The 22,233-nt window shown below is 71.7% G+C and carries 19 protein-coding genes; 3 read left to right on the top strand and 16 right to left on the bottom strand.

What is annotated here, in order from left to right:
* Positions 1–86 precede the first annotated feature (86 nt).
* The 7 genes from ACFSKW_RS26015 to ACFSKW_RS25985 all read right to left on the bottom strand — a co-directional run bounded on the left by ACFSKW_RS26015 (position 87) and on the right by ACFSKW_RS25985 (position 7,946).
* Positions 87–1,148 carry a 2-hydroxyacid dehydrogenase gene (locus ACFSKW_RS26015; RefSeq protein ID WP_379575045.1) on the bottom strand — a complete coding sequence of 354 codons (1,062 nt, stop codon included), beginning with the start codon at positions 1,146–1,148 and terminating at the stop codon, positions 87–89.
* Positions 1,145–1,762, bottom strand: a complete 618-nt coding sequence (locus tag ACFSKW_RS26010) for a histidine phosphatase family protein (RefSeq protein WP_379575044.1) — start codon at positions 1,760–1,762, stop codon at positions 1,145–1,147. The genes ACFSKW_RS26015 and ACFSKW_RS26010 overlap by 4 nt, the downstream gene beginning before the upstream one ends.
* A complete protein-coding gene (locus tag ACFSKW_RS26005; RefSeq protein WP_379575043.1) occupies positions 1,759–3,276 on the bottom strand; it encodes an FGGY-family carbohydrate kinase in 1,518 nt (505 codons plus the stop codon). The genes ACFSKW_RS26010 and ACFSKW_RS26005 overlap by 4 nt, the downstream gene beginning before the upstream one ends.
* A complete protein-coding gene (locus ACFSKW_RS26000) occupies positions 3,273–4,709 on the bottom strand; it encodes an FGGY family carbohydrate kinase (protein ID WP_379575042.1) in 1,437 nt (478 codons plus the stop codon). The genes ACFSKW_RS26005 and ACFSKW_RS26000 overlap by 4 nt, the downstream gene beginning before the upstream one ends.
* A 6-nt stretch (positions 4,710–4,715) precedes the next feature.
* Positions 4,716–5,981 (bottom strand): sugar ABC transporter permease, encoded by a 1,266-nt coding sequence (locus ACFSKW_RS25995; protein ID WP_379575041.1) that lies wholly within the window; start codon positions 5,979–5,981, stop codon positions 4,716–4,718.
* A gap of 132 nt (positions 5,982–6,113) precedes the next feature.
* The gene (locus ACFSKW_RS25990; RefSeq protein ID WP_379575040.1) at positions 6,114–6,881 is read right to left on the bottom strand and encodes an ATP-binding cassette domain-containing protein; all 768 of its coding nucleotides are present in this window, start codon (positions 6,879–6,881) and stop codon (positions 6,114–6,116) included.
* A complete protein-coding gene (locus ACFSKW_RS25985; protein ID WP_379575039.1) occupies positions 6,882–7,946 on the bottom strand; it encodes a substrate-binding domain-containing protein in 1,065 nt (354 codons plus the stop codon).
* A 192-nt stretch (positions 7,947–8,138) separates the two neighbouring features.
* On the opposite strand from ACFSKW_RS25985, the gene ACFSKW_RS25980 reads away from it, so the two are divergent.
* Complete coding sequence (locus ACFSKW_RS25980; RefSeq protein WP_379575038.1) at positions 8,139–8,924, top strand: DeoR/GlpR family DNA-binding transcription regulator; 786 nt, start codon at positions 8,139–8,141, stop codon at positions 8,922–8,924.
* Between the two features lie 147 nt (positions 8,925–9,071).
* Entirely contained in the window at positions 9,072–10,289 is a 1,218-nt protein-coding gene (locus ACFSKW_RS25975; protein ID WP_379575037.1) for a hypothetical protein, read from the top strand.
* A gap of 5 nt (positions 10,290–10,294) precedes the next feature.
* Here ACFSKW_RS25975 and ACFSKW_RS25970 read toward each other — a convergent pair whose 3' ends face one another.
* From ACFSKW_RS25970 to ACFSKW_RS25960, 3 genes are all read right to left on the bottom strand, one after another.
* Positions 10,295–11,104, bottom strand: a complete 810-nt coding sequence (locus ACFSKW_RS25970; protein WP_379575036.1) for an SAM-dependent methyltransferase — start codon at positions 11,102–11,104, stop codon at positions 10,295–10,297.
* 85 nt (positions 11,105–11,189) lie between these two features.
* A complete protein-coding gene (locus ACFSKW_RS25965; protein ID WP_379575207.1) occupies positions 11,190–11,981 on the bottom strand; it encodes an NAD-dependent protein deacetylase in 792 nt (263 codons plus the stop codon).
* 417 nt (positions 11,982–12,398) lie between these two features.
* Complete coding sequence (locus ACFSKW_RS25960) at positions 12,399–12,824, bottom strand: hypothetical protein (RefSeq protein WP_379575035.1); 426 nt, start codon at positions 12,822–12,824, stop codon at positions 12,399–12,401.
* Between the two features lie 177 nt (positions 12,825–13,001).
* Here ACFSKW_RS25960 and ACFSKW_RS25955 point away from each other — a divergent pair, with 177 nt between their 5' ends.
* The gene (locus ACFSKW_RS25955) at positions 13,002–16,676 is read left to right on the top strand and encodes an nSTAND1 domain-containing NTPase (protein ID WP_379575034.1); all 3,675 of its coding nucleotides are present in this window, start codon (positions 13,002–13,004) and stop codon (positions 16,674–16,676) included.
* Between the two features lie 15 nt (positions 16,677–16,691).
* On the opposite strand, the gene ACFSKW_RS25950 is transcribed toward ACFSKW_RS25955, so the two are convergent.
* The 6 genes from ACFSKW_RS25950 to ACFSKW_RS25925 form a co-directional block, all read right to left on the bottom strand.
* Positions 16,692–17,525 (bottom strand): citryl-CoA lyase, encoded by an 834-nt coding sequence (locus tag ACFSKW_RS25950; protein WP_379575033.1) that lies wholly within the window; start codon positions 17,523–17,525, stop codon positions 16,692–16,694.
* An 85-nt stretch (positions 17,526–17,610) separates the two neighbouring features.
* The gene (locus ACFSKW_RS25945; protein WP_379575032.1) at positions 17,611–18,366 is read right to left on the bottom strand and encodes an SDR family oxidoreductase; all 756 of its coding nucleotides are present in this window, start codon (positions 18,364–18,366) and stop codon (positions 17,611–17,613) included.
* Positions 18,367–18,453: 87 nt separating this feature from the next.
* Positions 18,454–19,629: an ROK family protein gene (locus ACFSKW_RS25940; protein ID WP_379575031.1), complete on the bottom strand. Its 1,176-nt coding sequence runs from the start codon at positions 19,627–19,629 to the stop codon at positions 18,454–18,456.
* Positions 19,630–19,701: 72 nt separating this feature from the next.
* Complete coding sequence (locus ACFSKW_RS25935; RefSeq protein ID WP_379575030.1) at positions 19,702–20,058, bottom strand: hypothetical protein; 357 nt, start codon at positions 20,056–20,058, stop codon at positions 19,702–19,704.
* 215 nt (positions 20,059–20,273) lie between these two features.
* Complete coding sequence (locus ACFSKW_RS25930) at positions 20,274–20,894, bottom strand: TetR/AcrR family transcriptional regulator (RefSeq protein ID WP_379575029.1); 621 nt, start codon at positions 20,892–20,894, stop codon at positions 20,274–20,276.
* 117 nt (positions 20,895–21,011) lie between these two features.
* Positions 21,012–22,148: an FAD-dependent oxidoreductase gene (locus ACFSKW_RS25925; RefSeq protein ID WP_379575028.1), complete on the bottom strand. Its 1,137-nt coding sequence runs from the start codon at positions 22,146–22,148 to the stop codon at positions 21,012–21,014.
* Between the last annotated feature and the right edge of the window lie 85 nt (positions 22,149–22,233).

Raw genomic sequence — 22,233 nt, 5'->3', positions numbered from 1 at the left:
GCGTGATCGTTTACCGCGGTGGCTCTTCCATCTAACATGACAAGTCAGTGCGTGCCTAGAGTAAATGTCTGGTACGAATTCCGTCGTTAACGGAGCCGGAATACCTCCGGGTTCGCACAGTGGGCGAGCGGCTCTCCGCGCAGGTGGCGGCCCACGTCGGCGGCCACGATGCGGGCGGCCTTCTGTGCTGTCTCCTTGCTCGCCCCGGCCAGGTGCGGGGTCATCACCACGTTCGGCGCGGTGAGCAGCCGCGAGTCCTTCGGCAGCGGCTCCTCGGGGAAGACGTCGAACGCCGCACCGAACAGGCGCCCCGACTCCAGCGCGTCGCACACCGCCTCGTAGTCGACCAGGCCGCCGCGCGCGCAGTTGACCAGCACCGAGCCCTCGGGCATGGCGGCGAGCTGCGCGGCGCCGATCATGCCGCTGGTCTCGGGGGTGGCACGGGCGTGCAGCGAGACCACCGTCGAGCGCGACAGCAGCTCGTCCAGGGAGGAGACCCGCTCGGCGTACCCGTCGTCGGCCGCGTAGGGGTCGAACACCAGGACCCGTGCCCCGAACCCGGCCAGCATCCTGGCCACCTTGCCGCCGATCGCGCCGTAACCGACCAGGCCGACGGTGCCGCCGTCCAGTTCGGGGCCGACGCTGTCGTAGGTGTAGTAGTCGCCGCGCCACACGCCGGACATGAGCTCGCCGTGGGTGGAGGGGATACGGCGGACCGCGGCGAGGATCATGCCGAGCGTGTGCTCGGCCGTGGCGGTGGCGTTGCGTCCCGGCGCGAACGTGACGGCCACGCCGTGCGCGGTGGCGGCCTCCAGGTTGGCGTTGACGGGGCCGCCTCTGCTCACGCAGAACAGGCGCAGGTCGGGGCAGGCGGCGAGCACCCGCTCGGTCAGCGGGGCCATCTGGGTGACACAGATCTCGACCCCGCGCAGCGCCCCGATCAGCTCGTCCTCGCTGCCCGACGCCTCGCGCACCTCGGCGACGGGGCCGAACGGCTCGACCGGCCACGGCAGGGTCAGCTCGGCGATGTCCAGCTCGGGAAGGCGCGCGTCCGCGCGATCCCCCGCGACGTCGAGCTCTCGCAGGGCGTCGACGAACAGCCGGTTCAGGACGAAGTGGTCGCCTGCGGCGAGGATACGGACGGTCATGACGGGGCTCCGGGAAGGGGCGAGTTGAACTCGAGGACGGCGGTGCGGTCCTCGTGCAGGCTGATCTCGGTGAGCGCGCAGTTGCGCAGGAAGGGGAACAGCCGCCGGTACTCCCGCAGCGGCACCCCGATGAGCCGGCACAGCGCGAGCCTGATGACCGTCGTGTGCGCGACGACCAGGACCCGCTCTCCGGGATGCTCGGCGGCGATGTCGCGCAGGCACTCGGTGAAACGCGCGGCCGCCTTGACCGGGTCCTCTCCTCCAGGCAGGTGATGGGCGACGGGGTCGGCGCGGAAGTCCTCGCGTGCCCGCGGGAAGCGCTGGTGCATCTCGGCGGCGGTGAGGCCCTCCGCCTCACCGAAGGCCAGCTCGCGCAGCCGCTCGTCGGTGCGCAACGGCGCGCCGACCGCCTGCGCGCACGGCTCGGCGGTGCGCATGGACCTGGACAGGGTGGAGGCCCACACGCTCGACAGTCCCGCCTCTCCCGCCCATCCTGCCAGCCAGTCGGCCTGCCGTACGCCCAAGGGGGTCAGCGCGATGTCGCTGATCCCCGCGTAGCGGTTCTCGGCGTGCCACACCGACTCTCCATGACGGACCAGGACCAGGCGGGTCATCGGTTTGTCCTTTCGTGTGCGTGGGCGGCGACCGCCGTGGGCAGCCAACGGCGGCGGGCCAGCTCGTCGATCAGGCGCAGGTAGGCGTCGTCGAATCGTCCTGAGGAGCCGGGTCTCGGGTCGATCCTGTCGCGCACGCGTACCATCTCCGCGGCGACGTCGGCGATCGGGCGCCCCTGCGAGGCGGCCAGGACAGCCATGCCGAGGGCGGGCTCGGCGTTCTCCGGGAGCGTCACCTGGCGGCCGAGCACGCCGGCGCGCAGCTCGCACCAGTAGGCGCTCCTCGTCGCGCCGCCGGTCAAGATGAGCGGCCCGTCGACGGGCGCTCCCAGCAGGTCGAGGTAGTCGAAGCAGAGCCGTTCGACGAACGCGACACCCTGCAGGAGGGCGGCGAAGTGCTCGGCCTCGCCGGCGACCTCGCCGAGCAGGAAGCCCCTGGCCTGCGGTGCGACGAAGGGGAAGCGTTCGCCCGGGGAGACGAGCGGGTAGGCGACGGGGCCCGCCGGCTCGTGCGCTGCGGCTCGGGTGGTCAGGTCGTCGAGGTCGCGGCCGGGGAAGTCGCGGGCGATCACGCCCGAGCCCGTGCTGGACGCGCCGCCCGGCAGCCAGTCGCCGTCCGGCGCCTTGTGGGAGTAGACGGCGCCGAGCGGGTCCATGACCAGGTCGCGGGTCACTCCCTTGATCACCAGGGTGGTGCCGAGGACCGAGTTCCAGCTGCCCGGCGTCAGCGCGCCGGCGCCGAGCTGGGCGGCGCAGCCGTCGGTGGCGCCCGCGATCACCGGCGTGCCCTCGGGCAGGCCGCTGACCCGCGCCGCGGCGGCGCAGACCTGGCCGATCACCGTTCCCGACCGCACCAGCGGCGGCAGCACCTCGGAGGGAACGCCGAGCGCGTCGAACACACCGGCGGGCCAGGTCTCGTCGATGAGGTGGGCGCCGGTCTTGAGCGCGCTGCTCAGATCCGTCGGCACCGCGTGTCCCGTCAGCCGGGTGTTGACGAAGTCGCTCTGGTGCAGGAGGCGAACGCCGTGTGCTCGCGGAACGGCGTGCCACCGCTGTCCGTCGCGCCTTCCGTCCGGGTCGCGGACGCCGAACTCCTTGAGCAGCCACAGCAGTTTCGGCAGCGCCCACGCGGCCTGCATGCGCTGGTAGCCGAGCCTGGCCCAGACCGCCGCCCCGGCGTCGTTGATCCGTTCGACCTCGTCCGCGGCGCGGGTGTCGTCGTACATCAGGCCGCGGGTGAGCGGGCGGCCTCCGGCGTCGGCGAGCAGGACGGTGCCGGAGGTGGCGTCCACCGCCACGCCGCGCACGGCACCGTCGGGCACCTCGCTCAGCGCTTCGGCGCACGCCGCCGTGGCGGCGCTCCACCACTGCTCGGGGTCCTGCTCGTGCCGCACTCCTTCGCGGCTGCTGGTCAGCCTGCGCATGCCCATGCCCACGACCTCGCCCGAACCGGTGACGGCGAGCGCCCTGACGCTCTGCGTGCCGAGGTCCAGGCCGACCCACACCTCGTTCACTTCTTCGCCCAGGTGGCCGCCACGCTCTGCCTGACCTCGAGGAACCGGTCGAAGAGCTCGTCGTACGGCCCCTCCGCGGGCTCGAGCGCCGGCCGTACACGGGCCGGGGGGATCCCGGTCAGCGTGCCCGTGGCCAGCCCGCCCAGGACGTAGGCGCCCCTGGCGCCCGCCTCGGCGTCGGCCGAGCGCAGCACCGGCAGTCCGACGACGTCGGCGATGAGCTGCGACCACACCTCGCTTGCCGCGCCGCCGCCGCAGACCCTCAGCTCGGTCGGCCTGACGAGGGAGGCGGTGAGGCAGTCCCTGATGACCATGGTGAGTCCTTCGAGCACCGCGCGGGCCAGGTGCTCGCGGCGGTGCTCGAAGGACAGGCCGGCGAAGGCGCCCCGCGCGGAGGGGGCGAGGAACGGCGCGCGCTCGCCTGCGGGAGAAAGGTAGGGAAGGAACACCAGCCCTCCTGCGCCCTCCGGCGCCCTGGTGGCCAGCTCGCCCAGCTCGTCGGGTCCGCGCAGGCCGAGCATCTCGCACGCCCACCCGATCACCTCGCCGCCGGCGAGCGTGGGGAAGGCCCGCAACCGCAGGCCGGGGAGCCCGAGGGCCACGGTCAGCCCCGACGCCCGCTCGCCCAGCGAGACGGAGTCGGTGACGATCTCCGTGCACAGAGTCGTGCCGAGGATCGTGCAGGCCTGGCCAGGGCTGACCGCGCCCACGCCGACCGCGGTCGAGGCGATGTCGTAGGAGGACATGACGACGGGGGTGCCGAGGGGCAGGCCGAGCCCGTCCGCGGTCAGCGGGGCGGCACGGCCGTCGTCGTCCAGCAGAGCGGGCAGCAGGCGCGCGGCCCACTCCAGGTCGTAGAGGGCCAGTAGTTCGGCCGAGTAGCGCCCGGTGGCCAGGTCGGCGAACGGGGTGGAGGCGTCGGAGCTGTCGGCGGCGATCCGGCCGGTGAGCTTGGCGAAGACCCAGCCGCCGCAGGTGAGCGCGGCGGCGGAGCGTTCCACCCGGCCGGGGTCGTGGGCGCGCAGCCACGCGAGGATGGCGTTGGGCAGCCCCGCGAAGGCAAGGGAGCCGTTCAGGCGGAAGGCCTCCTCCAGCACACCGCCCGCGGTCCACTCGGCCACGAAGGCGGCGGCGCGCCCGTCGTTCCAGAGGATGGCGGGGCCCGTGGGCTCGCCCGCCTCGTCGACCAGCCAGCAGCCGTCCCCTTGGGCGGTGACGGCCACGTAGTCGACGGGGGCGTCCATCTCGGCCACGACCTCGCGCACGCACGCGGCGACCGCCTCCCACACCGAGGTCATGTCCTGTTCGGCCCAGCCGGGGCGGGGCCGGGCCACGGTGGTGGCCCTGCGTGCCACCACCGTCTCCGCGCCCGCCTCGTCGTAGCCGACCGCTTTGATCATCGTGGTGCCCGCGTCGACGCAGACGACTGCCATGTGCCCCTATGCCCTTCCGTGGGAGGCCCGCGACCTGCGCGCCACCGAGTCCACGGCCACGGCCAACAGGAGGACCGCGCCGGTGACCATGAAGCGGAAGGAGGAGTCGAGGTTGAGCAGCGTGAGCCCGCTGGAGATGGACTGGATGACCACGATGCCCAGGAGGGCGGCGAACGCCGTACCCCTGCCGCCGAACAGGCTCGTGCCGCCGATGACCGCGGCCGCGATGGCGTTGAGGTTCACGTCGCCGCCGCCGCTGCTCTGGTTGACGGCCGCCAGCCTGGCGGCGGCCAGCACACCGCCGACGGCGGCGAGCGTCGTGCACAGGACGAAGGCCGAGGTGTAGACGGCCTTCACGTTGATGCCCGCGCGTCGGGCCGCCTCGGCGTTGCCGCCGACCGCGTAGATCGACTTGCCGAACCTGGTGCGGGCGAGCACGTAGTGGGCCACCAGCACCAGCGCGAGGAACAGGACGAACATCCAGCCGACGCCCCTGGTCTGGTTGAGATACCACACCACGACGCCGAGCCCCACGAGCACCAGCGCGCTGCGCGCGATCAGGAGCCGGGTCGAGGTGGCCGACAGCGATGCCTGCCTGCGCCGCCTGGCATGGGCGTAGCCGCTGGCGAACAGCCCGGCGGCGGCCACGGCGACGAACACGTAGGACAGCCACGCGGGCACGAAGGCGAGCTGTGCGAAGGAGACCAGGCCCGAGTCGAACGGCAGGTTGATCGAGCCCTTCGCGCCGAGCACCCACAGCTGCACGCCGAGCAGGCCGAGCAGGCCGGCCATGGTGATGACGAAGCTCGGCACGCCGAACCTGTTGAACACCTGCCCGTAGATCCAGCCGATCGCGCAGCCGAGCACGATCGCGCTCAGGATGGCCAGCCACGCGGGCAGGCCTCGGTCCACGAACAGCACCGCCATCACGGCGGAGGTCAGGCCGCTGACCGAGCCGACCGACAGATCGATCTGGCCGACCAGCAGCACGACGACCACGCCGAGCGCGATGATGCCGACGGGCGCGCACTCCAGCGTGAGGTTCACCAGGTTGACGCTGGACAGGAAGATCGGGTTGAGCGCCTGGAAGACCGACCAGATGACGATCAGGCCGATGACGACGGGCAGCACGCCCAGGTCGCCGCCGCGGATCCGGTCGAGCAGGCCCTCGGCCACGCCGCGCAGGCCCTGTCTGCCGATCAGGCGTTCGTCCCGCAGGTCGGTGGGCGTCTCGAGGTCGGTCTGCTTGATGACCTCACTCCTGTCGGTCATGAGTCCTCCTTCGTCGGCCTCATGACCAAGGTGCTGTGTCCATTGATGACCTCGACAAGCTCGGTCACGAGTCCTCCTTCGTCGGCCTCATGACCAAGGTGCTGTGTCTGTTGATGACCTCGACAAGCTCGGTCACGGGCGAAGCCTCTCCTGCGATTGCGCACGGCGCGTCACCACGTTGTCGGTGGCTCCGGTGATCGCCGCGACGATGTCCTCCTGGGACACCTCGCCGACGGCGAAGGTCCCGTTGTTACGGCCGAGCCGCAGTACCGCCACCTTGTCGGCGACGGCCTTCACGTCGGCCATGTTGTGGCTGATCATGATCACGCCGAGCCCGCGGTCGCGCAGCCGTTCGATCAGGTTCAGCACCTCGGCGGTCTGCGCGACGCCCAGCGCGGCGGTCGGCTCGTCCAGGATGACCACCTTGGGGTCGGCCAGCAGCGACCTGGCGATCGCGACGGTCTGCCGCTGGCCGCCGGACAGCGAGGCGACGGGGGTGCGCACCGAGGGGATCTTCGCGGAGAGCTGGCGGAGCAGCTCCCACGAGCGCACCTCCATGGCCACGTCGTCGAGGCGCAGCGCCCGCATTTCCTGGCCGAGGAAGAGGTTCTCGATCACGTTCAGGTTCTCGCACAGCGCCAGGTCCTGGAAGACCGTCGCGATGCCGAGCCTGTGGGCGTCGGCGGGGCTGGAGATGTCCACCGCGGCCGACTCGAACGAGATCGTGCCCGAGTCGGCGGCGTGGACGCCTGAGAGGATCTTGACCAGGGTGGACTTGCCCGCGCCGTTGTCGCCGACGATCGCGACGACCTCACCCGAGTCGATGTCCAGCTCGATCCCGGTGAGCGCGGCGACGGCGCCGAACGTCTTGGTGATCCCGCGCAGCGACAGGATGCTCATCTACTTGATCCCGAGCTTGTCGCAGGCGGCCTTGTAGGCGTCGGTGCAGACGTCGGCGACCTTGAGCGCGCCGTCGGGGCCGAGCAGTTCCTTCTGCACGTTCTCCTTCGTGACGACCGTGGGGGTGAACAGCTCCGACGGGGTGTCGAACAGCGTGGTCTTCGCGGCGGGCTTCTTGCCCTGGGCGAAGTCGTTCGCGATCACGGCGGCGGCCTCTGCGACGATCTTGATCGGCTTGGAGATCGTGTTGTACTGGTCGCCGCTGATGATCCGCTGCACCGCGGCGAGCTCGGCGTCGTTGCCGCTGACCGGCGGGACGGGGGTGTCGGCTGCCTTGAACGCGGCGATCGCGCCGCCGCCTGTGCCGTCGTTGGCGGCGACCACGCCGGCGATCTGGCCGGGGAACTGGGCGATCTGGCCGCTGACCCACTCCTGGGCCTTGTTCGGCTGCCAGCCGGGTGTGTCGTACTCGGCCAGGAGCTTGAGGCCGCTGGCGTCGACCGAGGTGTGGATGCCCTTCTTGATCAGGCCGGCGGCGGCGTCGGTGGGTGAGCCGTTCACCACGAGCAGGCCGCCCTTGGCGCCCTTGTTGTTCACCTCGTCCACCAGGGACTTGGCGATGAGCGAGCCGATCTTCTCGTTGTCGAAGGAGACGTAGTAGTCCGCCTTGGCCGCGGGGATCGGCCTGTCGTAGGCGATGACGGGCACCTTCTGCGCCTGCGCGGACTGCACGATCGTGGCGGCGGCCGCCGAGTCGACGGGGTCGATCACGATCGCCTTGACGCCCTGGGCCAGCGCGGAGTTGGCCTGCTGCTGCTGCTTGGCCGCGTCGGCGCCCGCGTTCTGGTACAGCACCTCGCAGGTGGGGCAGAGCTCCTTCATCTTCGCCTTGAACAGCGGCGCGTCGTAGAGCTCGTAGCGGGTCGAGGCGATGTCGGGCATGAGGAAGGCGATCTTCGCGCCCTGGGCTGAGGCGCTCTCGCCCTGGCCTGCCGACGTGGCGGTGGACGAACAGGCGGTGGCCGCCGCCAGCGCGACCACCACCGCGAGGGGAAACCTCTTCATGACTGCTCCTTGGCTCATCGACGAGAGGTCGTCGATGTGAGGAACGAAACACCCAGGCGCCCAAACATGTCAAGAGTCTGATAACTCCAACAGCATAGAGTGTGAGAATTTCCGCGACTCTCTCGACAAACCACCCCATGAAGGAGTGTTATCTTTAGCACCGACTTCACACTGATCGGGAGGCGACACAACGTGGCAGACGGCGATCCGGCCCCGAATCCCAGGGAACGCCGCGACCAGATCCGCCAGTTCGTGGCCAGCGAGGGCTTCGTCCGCATGGAGCAGCTCGCCGAAGCCCACGGCGTCAGCCTCATGACCATCCACCGCGACCTCGACGTGCTGCAGAGCGAGGGCTGGTTGCGCAAGGTCCGCGGCGGCGCGACGGCGCAGCCGTCGGCGCTCTACCACGGCGACGTGCGCCACCGCATGCAGGCGATGGCCGAGGCCAAGCGCAGGCTCGCGGAGGAGGCGGTGAAGCTGGTCGAGCCAGGGTCGTCCGTCATGATCGACGAGAGCACGACAGGGCTCGCGGTGGCCGGGCTGCTGCCCGCCAAGGGGCCGGTGACCGTGATCTCCAACTTCCTCGCCGTGGTCAACCTGCTGGCGGGCGAGGCGGCCGTCGACCTCATCGGGCTCGGCGGCGCCTACTACCCCGCCTACGACGCCTTCCTCGGGATGCGCACGACCGAGGCGATCAGGTCGTTGCACGCCGACGTGCTGTTCATGTCGACGACGGCGGTGACCAACGGGCACTGCTACCACCAGTCGCAGGAGACGGTGGCGGTCAAGCGGGCGCTCATGGAGTCGGCAGGACGGCGGGTGCTGCTCATCGACCACAGCAAGTTCAGCAAGCGAGGTCTGCACCAGCTCGCGCCGCTCACCTCGTTCGACCTGGTCATCGTGGACGCCGACACTCCCGATTCCGACCTCGCGCCGCTGCGCGCGGCGGGCGTGCCGCTCCGCGTCGCCGCCCCCTGACGAGATCTTCTCGGTCGTGCCCGCGATGCGGGCCCCGGTCGCCGGTACGGCGGCCGTGTGGCCCGCGGCGCGGCCGGCGAACGGATGGTGCCGGGCGGACGGCAGCCGAGGATTTTCTGTCGGAGGTGATCTCTATGGTTCCCAGCCATGACGCAGGACACAGCAACCCCCGCGGCGGCGTGGGAGGAGATCCGCGACCTCATCGACGCAGGTGAAGCCGACCCGCTCGTGCGACGGCTGCTCACGCTCGACGGCGAGGAGCGCAAGCTGGTCGCCGGGCGGCTGCGCGGCCACATCACGGTCATGCGGGCGCGCTCCGAGGCCAGGGAGAGCGCCCTATGGGCCACGGACGACTGGGACGAGTGGGACGGGTCCGACCAGCCGTGGGAGAGGTGGCCCGACCTGGTACGGCTGGCGGGCGCGGGCACGATCAGTGCCGTCTCGGCCGTGGCGTCCTGGGTGACCAGGCGTGACCTGTCCCGCCCGCGGCCGTTCTCGGGCCGCGGCGGCTTCGGGGATCCCGCTCCCCTCCTCCGCCTGATCAGCGCCAGGCCCGCCGCGTGGCAGGCCGAGCTGGCCGTACGGCTGGCCAGAAAGGTGAAGGGCCCCCGCGACGGGGGCGTCCCGCTCGCGCTGGCGCTGCTGCGCAGCACGGGTGCCCCGCCGCCCGAGCACGATCCGCTGGTCGTGGCGTGGGTGTCGGAGGGGGCGCGGCCACGTCCCGATCCGCTGCTGCCCGTGCTCGTGCCGAGGCTGTTCGAGGCCGAGGGTGTCGGCCGCGTCCTGCGCCACGAGCGCATCGAGCCGCTCTCACCGTGGCTGCGCAGGCTGCGCCGGCTGGGCGACAGGGAGCTGCTGCTCGACGGGTGCGTGCGGCGCTTCCTGCGCGGCGGCAGCGCGCAGGACCTGCGCTTCTTCGTCCGCCTGCACGAGCTGATCGCGCCTTCCGAGGCGGAGGTCGCCAGGCGCGGCCGCGACTATCTGCGCCTGTTGCCGGCCGCGCCTGGTCCTGTCGCCGAGCTGGCGCTGCGGCATCTGCGGCGGCTGGAGGCGCACGAGCCCCGCGACGTGGTGGAGGCCGTCGAGGCGCTGGTGTTCAGGTCCGAGGTCACGCTCGCGCGCACCGGCCTGACCTGGCTGGACCAGAGCGTGCGGCAGGCCGCGATCCACCCCGGCGAGATCGTCCCCGCGCTGGTCTCAGCCTTCCACCACGCCTCCTACGAGGTGCAGGGCCGCGCCGCCCAGCTCGCCCTCAAGCACGCCGACCGGTTCGGTCCCCCGGACGCCGAGCGGATCAGGGAGGCGATCCCCGCCCTTCCGGCCGCGCTCGGCGGGCGGCTGGCCGCGCGCTTCGGCCGTCCCTGACGGCTCTACGGGATCCTGGCGACGCCGCCGAGCAGGCCTGGCCTGTCGAAGTCGGGCTGGACATCGGGCCATTCGGGACGCCACGCGTCGATCGGCACCACGCCAGGTTCGAGCTGTTCGAGGCCGTCGAAGTAGACGCTGATCTGCTCGGTCGTGCGCGGTGTGATCGAACCTGCGGTCGCCGCCCGGTAGACCGACCTGCCGGTCCTGATCGCCTCGCTCGTCAGGTCGCCCGCGTAGCTGTGCGAGAGGGCCAGGTGACTGCCGCTGACCAGCGGGGCGCACAGCCCCTTGACGATCTCGGCCGACTGCCTGTGGTCGGGGACGAAGTGGAGGATCGCGAACAGCAGTACGGCCACCGGCTGCGTGAAGTCGATGTGGGCACGGACCTCGGGGTCGTCGAGGATCGACGCGGTGTCGCGCAGGTCCGCGCGTACGACGATCGTCTGGGGTGTCTCGGCGAGCAGCGCCCTGGCGTGCACGAGCACGATCGGGTCGTTGTCGACGTAGACGATCCTGGAGTCGGGAGCGGCCTCCAGGGCGACCTCGTGGACGTTCTGCCTGGTGGGCAGCCCGGTGCCGATGTCGATGAACTGGCGCACGCCTGCCTCGGCCAGCACGCGCACGACCCTGATCAGGAAGTCGCGGTTGTCGCGCGCGATCTGCGTGATGTTGGGGACGAGCTGGATGATCTTCTCGGCGGCTTCCCTGTCGGAGGGGAAGTTGTCCTTGCCGCCGAGGTAGTAGTCGTACATGCGCGCCACGCTCGGCGTGTTCGGGTCGATGACCGACGGCACCTGTTCGTCGCGCTCCACACCCTTGCCCTTCCTCGGTTTCAGAGGATCGTATGGCAGAGCGGCATGCCGTAGATCGTCTTCCCGGATTTTTCCTGATCTGGGGCTATCGGCGGAGCTCCTCCAGCAGAGCGGTGAGCGTCGGCCCGAGCGGGGCGTCGAGTGCCACGTGGGCGTCGTCGTCACCCCGGGTCGGCCCCTGGTTGACGATCGCGACGGGGATGTCGTACTCGACGGCCCGCCGGACGAACCGGTAGCCGGACATCACGGTCAGCGAGGAGCCGAGCACCAGCAGCAGGTCGGCGCCCTCGGTCAGCGCGAAACAGTCCGCGACGCGGGGACGGGGCACGTTCTCGCCGAAGAACACCACGTCGGGCTTCAGCACCCCGCCGCAGGAGACGCAGTCGACGATCGTGAAGGCCTCGACGCGGTCGTCGGAGAGCGCCGCGTCGCCGTCGGGGTTGATCGGGCCCGCCGCGCCCTCCCAGCCCGGGTTGGCGGCGCTCAGCCGCTGGTCGAGCCGCTCGCGCGGGGTTCGCTCGCCGCAGGACAGGCACCGCACGCGGTGGAGGCTGCCGTGCAGCTCGACCACGTCCTCGGCGCCGGCGGCCTGGTGCAGGCCGTCGACGTTCTGCGTGATGATCCCGGTGACCAGGCCCCGCGCCTGCAGCGCGGCGACGGCGTGGTGGCCCGCGTTGGAAATGGCGTGGGCGATGTGCCGCCAGCCGACGTGGCTGCGGGCCCAGTAACGGCGGCGGGCCGCGGCGCTGCCGACGAAGGTCTGGTAGGTCATCGGCTCGGCCCTGCGCATGCGCCCGGTCTCGCCGCGGTAGTCGGGGATCCCCGACTCCGTGGACAGTCCCGCTCCGCTCAGGACCACGACTCCACCGTCGCCCATGAGGTCGACCAGCCTGTCGAAGGACCGGGTGTCCGGCCCGTTCTGCACCACCTGCGTCACTTTTCCATAGTGCCCGACGCCGCCCGCGGGTCCGCCGCCCCCGCGGTGAGGCCGGGGACGGCGTCCGGTTCACGGGTAGCCGACGAGGTTGGCGACGTCGGTGCCCGAGTTGGACGGGCCGCCCGTCACGTTGATGTTCGCTGGGGTGGTTCCTCATGCTCGGCCCCGACGGGCCCGCCACACCCCACAACCCCGTAGGCACCTTGGAACGCCAGGCCGAACGAGTGCTGCACCTGCTCGGCTGACACCGGTCACGGCGGCAGCCCGCGAGAGAGAGCCGACCGCCGTACCCGACCGCAGGGAGGCGTGAGTGAGCCCGGGGCAGGTCCGCCCGCCCCGGGCTGTCCCTCGCGATTCTTACGTGTAGTTCTGGACCCGCACGTAGGCGGCGCAGTTGACGGCCGACACGCGGACGTCATAGAAGCGCGACGGGTTGAGCCCGGTGATGTCGGTGGATCTCCGGTACGGGAACGCCCACCGGCCGCCGAAGTAGCGCTCCGACCCGGTGGTCCGGTCGGTGTACCAGAAGTGCAGGTAGCACGCCGCCGCGGTCGCCGAGTTGTACTTCACGTGGAGCCAGCCCTCTGGGTTGTGCGGCTCGATGCTGCCGGACTGCGATCCGGCCTGGTTGACGACGCAGTCGAGGACGACGTAGCTGGGGGCGCACCAGCGCCACCCCCAGGGTTCGGCACTGGCCGGCGCCGGGCCGGCGGCGAACAGCGCCGTGGCGGCTAAGAGCGACGTCGCGAGCACGACCAGGGCTCGCTTGATGCGGTTGTGCATTTCTCTCCCCGTGCTGTCGGCCTGCTTCGTGAGCAGGCTGTGGCTGCTGGACAAGGCCAGTGAAAGCGGCTTGCGGGGGGTGCGACCACGAGCCGGGGAATCTCCGCACAAGCTCGCACAGGATTCGTGAGTCCGTCACACTTGGGGCGATGTTGCGCCGGCTCCACGGAGGGTGGCATGACCGATGGTTCAGATCAGGACGTCGCCCGGCCCGACCCTGACCGGGTCGCCACTCGTGAGGATCTGGCCCGCGAGCTGACGCTGCTGCGCAACACGGCCCGGAAGACGATCAGGGAGCTGGGCAAGGCCGTCGACATGCCGTACGGCACGCTCGGCGGATGGTTCCGCGGGGCGAACGTGCCGCTCGCCTCGCAAACCGATCAGTACGAGAAGGTCCTCATCACGTGCGGCGTCACGGAACCGGAAGCGCGCGAGCGGTGGGTGCTGGCGCTGTTGCGGATACGGCGAGCCCCAGGCCCACGGCCGAACGACCAGGTGCCGCCCTATCGAGGGCTGGAGTGTTTCCGACCGGAGGACGCCGACTGGTTCTTCGGGCGGCAGGAGCTGACCCGGCGGCTGGTCGACCAGATGTCGCCGGGGCTGACCATGGTGGTGGGGCCGTCGGGGTCGGGCAAGTCGTCGCTGTTACGCGCCGGGCTGATTCCCGCGTTGCCGTCCTGGGTGCTGCTGACCCCCGGAGAACGCCCGTTCCCTGAGCCGGCGGACGGGGTGGTGATCGTCGACCAGTTCGAGGAGATCTTCACCGCCGACGTGCCGGACGGCGACCGGCTGCGGTTCGTCGGCGAGCTGGCGGACCTGGCGGGCACGACTCCGGTCGTGGTCGGCATGCGGGCGGATTTCTACCCGCACGCGTTGCGCTACCCGGCGTTGGCGAGCGCCTTGCAGTCCCGCCAGCTCGTGGTCGGCCCGATGACGGAAAGCCAGCTGCGGCAGGCCATCGAGGGGCCGGCCCGCCGCGCCCGCGTCGACATCGACACCGGCCTGGTCGAGCTGCTCCTGCGTGAGATCACCCCGCACGAGGCGGGCGCGCTCCCGCTGCTGTCCCACACGCTCCTGGCCACCTGGGAGAACTGCCGTGGCCGCAGGATGACCGTGGAACACTACCGGGCCAGCGGCGGTCTGCAGGCAGCGGTGGCCACCACCGCCGAGTCCGTCTACGCCGGGCTCACGGCCGACCAGCAGGAGCTGGCCAGGCAGCTGTTCCTGCGGCTGACCCACCTCGGCACCGACACCGCCGACACCCGGCGCAAAGTGAGGCGGGACGAGCTGGCCGACGAGGTCGAGCCGGTGCTCGACCACTTCGTGGAGCGCCGGCTGCTGACCGTGGACGCGGACACCGTGCAGATCAGCCATGAGGCCCTGCTGTCCGCCTGGCCGCGGCTGCGGTCGTGGATCGACGCGGACCGGGCTGGGCTGCGCGTGTTCCGGCAGCTCACCAGGGCCGCCCGATTATGGGAGTCCAGCGAACGCGACTCCGGCGTGCTCTACCGGGGCGGGCAGTTGGAGGCGGCGCGGGAATGGGCCGGCGATCCGGCGCACCGCGCCCAGCTGAACCCGCTGGAGCAGCGGTTTCTCGACGTGAGCTTCCAGCAGCACCGCCGGAGGAACCGCCACCTCTACCAGTTGCTGGCGGCGCTGGCCGTGCTTGCCGTCCTCGCCGGCGGCCTGGCCGCCTACTCCCAATGGAAACGTGTCGAAGCCGACCAGGCGCGGGACGTGGCGATCTCCAGGACCATGACGATGACGGCGGCACGGCTGCGGGGCACCGATCCCGTGCTCGCCGCCCAGCTGGCGGTGGCCGCCCATCGCATCGCGCCGACACTCGAGGCGCGGTCCGGACTCGTGGAGGTCGCCGGCGCGCCCGCGGTCACCCGGGTGGTCCGTCCGGGCCGGGCGCTCCAGGCGGTGGCAGTCTCCCCGTCGGGACGGCTGCTGGCCGCCGCGGGCGCGGCCGTCACCGACAGCACCGTGCTGCTGTGGGACCTGACCGACCCACGCCGCCCCACACGGGTCGGCGCCCCGCTCACCGGCCACGCCGGCCCCATCTACGCGGTTGCGTTCAGCCCGGACGGCCGCGTCCTGGCCACCGGCGGCAAGGACCGCACCGTCCGCCTCTGGAACGTCGCCGACCCCGCGCACCCGCGGCCGCTGGGCGGCCCGGTGAGCGGCCCGGCCGACACCGTCTACGCGCTCGACTTCAGCCCCGGCGGGCAGGCCCTGGCCATCGGCAGCCGCGACGGCACGATCCGGCTCCTGGACCTGCGGACATCCACGCTCGCGCCCCCGCTCACCGGCCCCGAAGGCGCGGTCCGCGCTCTCGCGTTCCGGCCCGACGGGCGGGTGCTGGCCGCGGGCAACGGCACCGGCACGGCCGGCGCGCTACAGCTGTGGGACACCAGCGACCCCACTGCCGTCAGGCGCGCCGGGCCGCCGCTGCCACTGCCGAGCCGGGTGAACGCCATCGCCTACCACGACAAACTGGTCGCCGTCGGCAGCAACGACGGTTCCGTCCGGCTGTGGGACACGACCCGCGCCGACCGGCCGCAGCCGTTCGGGCAACCGCTGGTCGCCGAGGTCAGCGTGTGGATCAACGTTGTCTCCTTCAGCGCGGACGGCCGGCTGCTCGGAGTCGGGAGCGCGGACAACACCGCCCGGGTGTGGGACGTGGCCACCGGGCGGGTCGTCAGCGCCCTGCCGCACCCCGAGCCGGTGACCGCCGTGCAGTTCAGGAACGGCGACCGCCTCGTCATCACCAACGGGGCCGACGGCGTGACCAGGGTGTGGGACCTGCCGGGTCCGGTGATCGAAGCCATCGAGCACCCGATCGACAACGTGGCCTTCCGCGCGGGCTCCACCCTGCTGGCCGCCGCTGCGGGTGACATCAGGCTCTGGGACGTTGCCGGACGCCGGCCCGTGCCGGTGAGCCCGCCGCTGACCGCGCCTCCGCCGTACGACAGGATGGGCAGTACAGTCGCCGTCAGCCCGGACGGGCGCACGCTGGCAGGCAGCACCCGGCTCGGCAACGCCGTGCTCGTGTGGGACATCACCGATCCACGGCGGCCGGTTCGCCGCGCCTCCCTGCTCGGGCCCACCGCGCTCATCCAGGGTGTCGCGTTCAGCCCGGACGGCAGGCTGCTGGTGGCGGGCAGCGACGACGGCACGGTGCGCCTGTGGGACGCGCGCACGTTGCGGGCGCTCGGCACGCTCAGCCCGGACTCCGGGCAGGTCTTCGCCGTGGCGTTCAGCCCGGACGGGCGCAGGCTGGCCACGGCGACGCAGGGTGGCGTGGTGGCCCTGTGGGACGTGCGCGACCCGGCCCGGCCGGTACGCGGCGCGACACTCATGACAGGGATGGGAGACGACGTCCGGTCGGTGAGCTTCAGCCACGGCGGCACGATGCTCGCGGCGGGCAACGCCTCGGGAACCATCAGGCTCTGGCAGGTGGCCGACCCGGCCCGGCCCGTGCTCGTGGGCGCGCCGCTGACCGGGCCCGACGGCAGGATCTTCGCCGTGGCCTTCGACCCGCGCGACAAAGTCCTGGCGGTGGGGACCGGGGCGGGCCAGCTGTGGCTCTGGGACATCGCGGACCCGGCGCGCCCGCGTGGCCACATCGCCGTCAACAGCCCGGGGGAGAGCTACACGGACCTGGCCTTCAGCGCGGACGGGAGCACGCTGGTCAGCGCCGGAGGCGATGTGCGGCTGTGGGAGGTGGATCCGGCGCGGATCGCGGCCAGGATCTGCCGGGAGTCGGGGGACGCGATCACCGAGGCGGAATGGCGGAAGCATGTGGCTGACGTCCCGTTCCAGCCACCCTGCCCGAACCCCGGCTGAGACGAACGGCCCGCACTACCCGCGGTCATCGAGTTCGCCGCGGGGAGCATGGCGCCCACCACGTTCGGCATGAGCAACGCCGGCACCGTGCTCGGCGCCTTCGCCGTGGCCGACCGGTACCTCAACCTGTTCTTCTGGATCCAGGTGGTCCGCGGACTGTTCGATGTCGCGGTAGATGTCCGAGCCGATCGGGCGGCGCTGCTCCTCGGCCAGGTGGCCGAGCAGGCCCGCCGTACAGGCGAGCAGGGCGAAGCCGCGCATGACCTCGACGGGGAAGTGCAGGTCGGCGAGGGCAGCGCCGCATGCTCCCGCGCCGTTGATCGACTCGTCGGGACGGCATGCGGCGACCTCCTCGAGGAAGCGCATGTGCTTGCCGTACAGGCCTTCTTCGCGGGCGATCTGGTAGATCACCGGCGTGCGCGGGTCGCCGTTCGTGTGCACCGGGTGGCCGAGCCCGGGGATGTGCCTGCGGGCGGCCACGGCCTCAGGGGCGTCCAGGCCCTCCGCGTGGGCGTGGGAGAGGAACCGCGCGCAGTCTTCGGCCGCGCCGTGGAAGCGCGAGCCGCCGCCGAGCAGCCCCGCCGAGAGCGCGCCCTGGTAGGACTCGGGGGCGCTGGTCAGGGTGAGCCTGGCCGTGATGGCCGCGGGCGTGAAGCCGTGGTCGGCGAGCGCCATCAGCACCGCCTCGAACAGCCGCAGCTCGCCGGGCGTCGGCCGGCGCATGGCCACCAGCCAGAAGACCAGCTCGCCGAATCCGACCCGGCCCATCAGCTCCCCGGGCAGGTCGTGGCCCAGCAGTGTGATCGTGTTCTCGTCCGAGCTTCCGATGGACGTGCGATAGCGGCTCATCCGGGATCGTGCTCCTCTCCGGCCGGCGGCAGGTGCATGGCGACGCCGGGGGTGCCGTCACCCTCCACGGTAACCAGGTCGCCGGTCAGGTGAACAGCTGGCCGGAGTTCACGTCGATGGTGGCGCCGGTGATGGCCCTGGCCTGGTCGGAGGCGAGGAAGATGATCGCGCGCGAGACGTCCTCCTCGGTGGCGATGCGGCGCAGGGCCATGGCCCGCACGTCGCGGTCGCGGATCTCCTCGAACGGCACGCCCTCGGCCGCCGCCCTGGTGCGCATCCATTCGTCGAGCACCTCGCTGGCGATCCAGCCGGGCGCCACGCAGTTGACCCGTATGCCGGAGGGGCCGAGCTCGTCGGCGAGGCAGTGGGAGAGCAGGTGCGCGCCGGCCTTGCCGACGGCGAAGTCGGATCGGCCGGCGTAGCCCTTCCTGGACGACATGGAGGTGACGTTGACGATCGAGCCTGAGCCTTGGGCGACCATGTGGGGGGCGACGTAGCGGCAGGCCACCAAGGTGCCATAAGTTCCGATGTTTACGGCTGCACGCCAGGATTCGAGGTCATCTGGCGACATCTCGAGAACGTTCATGCGATGCGTGCCCGGGAAGGCGGCATTCACCAGCACGTCGACCCGGCCGAAACGCTCCAGCACCGCCCCGGCCACGGTCTCCATGTCGGCCGGGACGGTGACGTCGGCCGGCATGGTGACCGCCCCGGGGATCTCGCGCGGTGTCCTGGCCACCGCGACGACCCGCGCTCCCTCCTTGGCCATCAGGCCGGCCAGCGTCCTGCCGAGCCCCGGCCCCGCTCCGGTGATGACCGCGATCTTGCCGTCCAGCAGCATGACAGGACTTTACCAAGCGCTTGATTGGTTATCCAGCGTGCGCTGATCGCGCCTCAGAGCTCAGTCAAGATGCGTGACGCCGCCGGTTCAGGAACGCGTGCCGCCGGTGAGGAAGTCGTCCAGGATGAGGGCGGCGGCCCCGAGCGCGATCGCCTCGGGGCCGAGCTGTCCCCGCTCGATCGAGGCGTGCGCGAAGTGGTACGGCAGCGCGATCTCCGCCGCGGCCGCCCTGAGCTGCGGCAGGAACTCCGTGCCGAGCAGCACCCCCGCCCAGCCGCCCAGCAGCACGCGCTCGGGGTTGAACAGGTTGATCAGGTTGCCGATGCCCCTGCCCAGATGGCGTACGGCCTCCTCCAGCAGGGGCCGCGCCGCCGGATCGGACAGCAAGGCGGCGAAGGCGCCCTCCTCGCCCACGCCGTCCATCTGCCTGCCCGCCTCCCGCAGGATCGCCTGCGGCCCCGCGTACGCCTCCAGGCAGCCGCGCCCGCCGCACCGGCAGGGCCGCCCGTTGCGCACGACCTTGGTGTGGCCCCACTCCCCCGCGCCGCCCATGCTGCCCCGGTAGGTGACGCCGTTGGAGATGATGCTCGCGCCGATGCCGGTGCCGACCAGCGCCATGATCAGGTCCTCGGCTCCCCTGCCCGCGCCGAACCAGGACTCGGCCAGGCCCAGCATCTTGGCGCCGTTGTCGACGACGAAGGGCGGCATGCCGGGACCCGCGAGCATGGCGCCCAGCGGCACCGACGTCCAGCCGATGGTGGGGGCGTGCACGAGTCCTGCCGGCTGCCTGCTCACCATGCCGGGCACGCCCACGCCGACGCCCATGAGCCGGTCCCCGGTGAGCCCCGTCTTCTCGAGCAGGCCGTCGAGTCCGTGCGCGATGTGCCGCGCGACCTCCTCGGGATCGTCGCCGCCCGGCCGCGACGGCACCTCGGTCCTGGCGAGCCCGCGCAGCGCGAGGTCGAACAGCTCGACGCGAACGCAGGTCTCGCCGACGTCGACGCCCGCCAGGTGACCGTGGGCGGCGTTGATCGCCAGGAGGGTCTGGGGGCGCCCTCCGTCGGAGTCCTTCAGGCCCGCCTCGATGACGACGCCCTCCGCCATCAGGCCGGCGACGACGGTGCCCACGGTGGCGGGGCTCAGGCCGGTCAGCCTGGCCAGCTCGAACCTGCCGGCCTCGCGGGCGAAGTAGAGGGTGCTGAGAATGACGGATCTGTTGTTTCGCCGGACGTCACGGACCGTCTCCCGTCGCGGCCGGCTCATGCGCCCCCATCCCGATAATTAGGACCTTAAACTAAATACTGGCACGATGATCGGCCCCACGGGTAGCTTCCGTCACGGCACCGCCGTAATCGTCCGGCAGCCCGCCCGCACGGCTTCCGACAGCAGCGCCCTGGCCTGGGCGAACAGCCCGAGCAGGCCCCGCCCGCACCGGACGAAGGCGGGGTCGCCGGCGCGGGCGGCGAGCAGGTCGAGGTAGCGCTCCAGGTGACGGGCGGCGATGCCGCGAACGTCGGCGGCGACGTGGTGCTGGGCCGCCGCGTCCATGATCGCGCAACCACGGAAGCCCGGCTTGCCGAGCGTCCCGTCCTGCCGGTCGGGACCGGTCGCGACGTCGTGACCCCGCGCGCCCTCCACTACGAGCCGGTGGTCGACGCCTTTCTCGCGCATCCGGTGAAGCGGCTCGAGCACCGCCGCTTCCCCACCGATCACGCCCTGTCGGATCACCGGGTGGCGCCGGCCCGCACGGTGCTCGACTTCCTGGAAGCCGCACGCCGAAGTCGGCTGACCCGCACGGAACCGGGCGAAAAGGCCGGGACCGCGGACCTCCGGAGGAAGGCGCCAAGCGGACGGGCTGAGGCCGGCGACCGGCAACCGCCAGCCCGACAGGTCGAGGCCGGGAACCGTCAGGCGGACAGGTCGAGGCTGGCGGGGATGGCGCCGAAGGCCCCTGCGAGGCCGTCGATGAGGGCCTGGCGGCCCCCCTCCCCGCCGTGGCGGACCCAGTCGCGGCCCGAGACGCTCCACGCGGTGGTGGTCAGCTCGGCCAGCACGTGAAGCCGGAGATCGTCGGCGTTCAGGCCGAGCTTGCCCGCCAGGCAGTCGATCACCTGCCGCGTGATCCCCCCGCGGTAGTGCTCGACGTAGGCCAGCAGGGCTGGGGCGGTCATGACGAGGCGGCGGGTGGCGACGTAGCGCTCGTCCCACCCTGGCTCCAGGGCGGCGGCCGTCGCGGTGAGAGCGTCACGCAACTCGCCCAGGACGACGCCGGTCAGCTCCCGCCCCTCCAGCGCGGCCACGTAGGCCGACCAGATCTCGGCCTCGGCCTCGATCGCCACCGCCTCCTTGCACGGGTAGGCGCGGAAGAACGTGCTCTTGGAGACCTCGACCTCCTCGACCAGTTCCTCCAGGGTCACCCCGTCGAAGCCCTTCTCCCCGAACAGCCGCAACGCGGCGTCGGCCAGCGCCCTGCGGGTGCGGAGCTTCTTGCGTTCGCGGAGCGGGAGCGCCCGGTCGTCGGTCGGCATTCCGATATGCTAGCCGATCTGCTCCTCAGGATCTAAGCAGCCAGAGCCTCTTTTATGACTTGATGGCAAATGAAACTCAGTCTGCACCGAGCGTCGAGCCAGCTCAGGACCCGCCGGTCAGATCCGGCTGCTGAGCGTGCGCAGCAGGCGTCCGAGTCCGCGCGTGGCCAGACGCGGCGGCACGGAACCGTTCATGCGCATGAGGTACTCGCTCTGCATGAACGTCCGCGGGCCGGACACCGCGAGGCTGTGCGAGGCGAGCGTGGAAGCCAGAGCCGCCTGCCGTCTCCGCCTGGACGAGTACACGCGCACGACCGCGGCCGGATCGGGGACGGTGTCCAAACAGTCCACCAGCGTCGCCACGTCCTCGAGCGCCTGGTTCGTGCCCTGCGCCATGACCGGCGGCATCCCGTGCGCCGCGTCCCCGAGCAGCACGCACCGCCCCTCACCCCAACGAAGCGGCACCTTGTGCCGGGTGTGAGGGAACACTTCGGCGTCGCCGTTCTCCACCGACGCCAGCACCCGCGCGACCGGCCCGCCCCACCCCGCGAACCGCCTGCGCAGCATCTCCAGCGGCTTGTCCTCCGGCGGCGCGCCCGGCGACCACGGCACGTCGAAGAACCACTGCATCAGTCCGTCGCCCGCACCCATGAACCCGAAGTCGCCCTGACGGCCGACCATCATCGTGGTGACAGACCCGGGATCGAAGGGAGCCGGCGTCAGGGCCTGACAGGTCGCCACACCGGTCAGGGCCGCCGGGCCGCCGCCCAGGACGAGGGAACGCACCCGCGAGTGCACACCGTCGGCTCCGACCAGGAAGTCACCGCTGTAGTCCTGACCTGCCCGCGTCCGCACCCGTACGCCGTCACGCTCGGACCGCACGTCCGTGACCCGCGCGCCCAGCCGTACGGTCCCCTCCGGCAGCCCGCTCTCCAGCAGGGTGATCAGCGACCCGCGCGGGACCACCCGCGCCGCCGACCCGAACCGTTCCGCGAGCGCTTCCAGGTCGAAATCCAGCACCGTGCGGCCGCTCGCGGTGCGCAGGCGTAACGTCGCCAGCCGTTGCCCCGCCCCTTCCAGGTCGACGCCGAGGTCCCCGAGGATCGCCGTGCCGTTGCACCACAGGGTGACGGCCCCACCCCCGAGGCGCAGCTCCTGCGCCTGCTCCAGCACCACCACCTCGTGCCCCGCGGCGATCAGTCCCCTCGCCGCCGCGAGCCCGCCGATCCCCGCCCCCACCACAAGCACCCGCATCGGAGATCTCCCCATCAACTCTACAAGCTGTAGTACTACGCTTTATAGAGGAAAGGGGGCGCCATCCGCAAGATCCAGGTTCGCG

The sequence above is a fragment of the Nonomuraea mangrovi genome (genome assembly GCF_042681425.1).
In the GTDB taxonomy this organism is placed as follows: Bacteria; Actinomycetota; Actinomycetes; order Streptosporangiales; family Streptosporangiaceae; genus Nonomuraea; species Nonomuraea mangrovi.
This window is presented reverse-complemented; position numbering and strand designations above follow the sequence as displayed.